Source organism: Bradyrhizobium retamae (genome assembly GCF_001440415.1).
GTDB lineage: Bacteria > Pseudomonadota > Alphaproteobacteria > Rhizobiales > Xanthobacteraceae > Bradyrhizobium > Bradyrhizobium retamae.
The window spans coordinates 1-2,490 of sequence record NZ_LLYA01000081.1 but is presented as its reverse complement, the minus strand read 5'-3'; the positions used below and the strand labels follow the sequence as shown (position 1 = coordinate 2,490).

The 2,490-nt window shown below is 60.3% G+C and carries 2 protein-coding genes; both read left to right on the top strand.

The features are described 5' to 3' along the window. Nucleotides 1-573 precede the first annotated feature (573 nt). Nucleotides 574-1,098, top strand: coding sequence for an SPFH domain-containing protein (locus CQ13_RS10820; protein ID WP_057842897.1), 525 nt, complete (start codon nucleotides 574-576; stop codon nucleotides 1,096-1,098). A 213-nt stretch (nucleotides 1,099-1,311) separates the two neighbouring features. Next, nucleotides 1,312-2,412 (top strand): alkene reductase, encoded by a 1,101-nt coding sequence (locus CQ13_RS10815; protein ID WP_057842898.1) that lies wholly within the window; start codon nucleotides 1,312-1,314, stop codon nucleotides 2,410-2,412. Nucleotides 2,413-2,490 lie beyond the last annotated feature (78 nt).

Genomic DNA, 2,490 nt, shown 5'->3' with positions numbered 1-2,490 from the left:
GCCATTGCGCAGGGAAGGCCGGGATGCTCCCGCTGTACCTGTATGCTCGTGTGCGTTTCCTTATGCGCACTTGCACACGAGACCGCGGGTGCAGCCAGCACCCGGTCTTCCCTGCGCCCTCTATTCGGAGAGGGCGGGAAGTTGTTGGCAAAACTCGCACAGATGATGTGGCGAGATCGCGAAGTCATATTCCGTTGTCGTCACCCGCGAAAGCGGGTGACCCAGTATTCCAGAGACGTCAATGATTGAGCCGATAAGCCGCGGCGTGCTGGATCCCCGCCTTCGCGGGGATGACGATCTTGGGCGTCATGATGCGCTGATCGGAAATCTAAGTGGCGGGGAAGATCTGCGCTTTTTCGTTTAATCGTTCTACTTCAGATAGAATGACTTATTTTCGACGCAGGAAGAGCCAAGAGAAGAACGGATATCGCGGTATCCGCCAACGAGATAAAAACACGGCAGGGAAGGATAAAAGTGGGTGAACTTCTGGGCTCTATCGTTCTTTCTTTGATTGTAATCGTTCTAATCGCCGGCGCGTGGACCTGGATTTCAACGCTGTTCAGAAAAGGGGTCATGGCGCTGCTCGGCTTCGATCGGGTCTGCGTCCAGCAGTTCGAAACCGTGCTGCTCTACCGGAACGGGCGTTTTGAAAAGGCTTTGATGCCGGGCCGGCACCGGATCCGCACCGGCAGCCGCCAACTGGCGCGGGTCGATTTGCGCCCCGAAGTGTTTCGGTTCACGCAAGGCGCGGTGTCCGCCGACCGCTTTGCGGTCAACCTCGTCTATGTCGTCCGGACGAAAATCGTCGATCCCAGGGCCGCTTTCGAAAGCACCCAGAACTACCGGGACGAGATCTTCATCCGCCTGCAATCGGTCGCGAAAGCGGTGTGCAGCCGAAAGTCCCACCTGGAAATTCAGATGGATCACCAGAGTTTTGGCAACAGCGCCCAGAAAGCCGCCAGTCAGGTGCTTCGCTCGATCGGTTGCGAATGCCTGACGTTCGAGCTGCTGCAGGTGGACTCCACCGGACCCGTCGCGGAGCTGGACAATCGACGCATGGGATTTGCGGCGCGCCACAGCATGATGAAGGAAGCCTGAACCACTGTGATCCGGCACCCGTAGAGAGGTTGGCTAGGCTGCGCCGATGCCGATTTCGAAACAATTATCCTACGCCGGCGCGCAAACGCTACTGCACCGGCGCGGCCGGTACCGTGCGCAGCTCGTCTGCGCAAGCCGAATGGCTCGGGGATTGCGAGAATTGCCGGCAATGCCCAACTCTTCTTTATCATCATGCATCCGGACATATCAGACATGAGCCAGACCAAACTGTTCGAGCCCTTCAAGCTTGGCTCGATCGCGCTTCCCAACCGCCTCGTGATGGCGCCGCTGACCCGCAACCGCGCGGTACCTCCAGGCATGGTGCCGAGCCCGCTTGCGGTCGACTATTACGGCCAGCGCGCCTCCGCCGGATTGCTCATCACCGAAGCGAGCCAGGTTTCGCAGCAGGGCCAGGGCTATCAGGACACGCCCGGCATCTATTCGAAGGAGCAGGTCGAAGGCTGGCGCAAGGTCACCGACCGCGTGCACGGAAAAGGCGGGCGCATCTTCATCCAGATCTGGCATGTCGGCCGCATCTCGCACACCACGCTGCAGCCCGGCGGCGGCAAGCCGGTGGCGCCGTCAGCGATCCGAGCCAAGGGCAAGACATTTGTGGGCGGCACTTTCACCGAAATCTCCGAACCGCGCGCGCTGGAGCTGTCGGAAATTCCTGATATCATCGACGACTTCAAGCGCGGCACCGAGAATGCGCTGGCCGCTGGTTTTGACGGCATCGAGATCCACGGCGCCAACGGCTACCTGCTCGATCAGTTCGCCAAGGACGGCACCAACAAGCGCACCGATGTTTACGGCGGAGGAATCGAGAACCGCGCAAAGCTGATGCTGGAAGTGTCGCAGGCGGTGGCCGCGATCGCAGGCCCCGAGCGCACCGGCATCCGCATTTCGCCGGTAACGCCGGCCAACGATGTGTCCGATTCTAATCCGCAGCCGCTGTTCGATCATATCGTGGATGGACTCAACGCGCTGAAGCTGAGCTACATCCACGTCATTGAAGGCGCGACCGGCGGCCCGCGCGATATCGCGCCGTTCGATTACGCAAGCCTGCGCAAGCGCTTCAGCGGCACCTATGTCGCCAACAACGGCTATGACTTCGACCTCGCGACGAAAGTGCTCGAAGCCGGCGCCGCCGACCTGATCGCATTCGGCAAGCCGTTCATCTCGAATCCCGACCTGGTCGAGCGGTTGAAGAAGGGCGCGCCGCTGAATGAGTGGGACAAGGCGACGTTCTACGGCGGCGGCGCCAAGGGATACACGGATTATCCGACGTTGGCGGCGGCGCAAGCGGCGGAGTGAGGCACAGTGCGCTCCTCTCCCCGCTAAAGCGTGATGGCATTAGCTTCGATAGCCTGAGTTTTTGAGGTAATTGGCGCA

Bases quoted from the DNA above. Each gene is read 5' to 3' on its own strand.
- CQ13_RS10815 (WP_057842898.1), top strand. From the start codon at position 1,312: ATGAGCCAGACCAAACTGTTCGAGCCCTTCAAGCTTGGCTCGATCGCG.
- CQ13_RS10820 (WP_057842897.1), top strand. From the start codon at position 574: ATGGCGCTGCTCGGCTTCGATCGGGTCTGCGTCCAGCAGTTCGAAACC.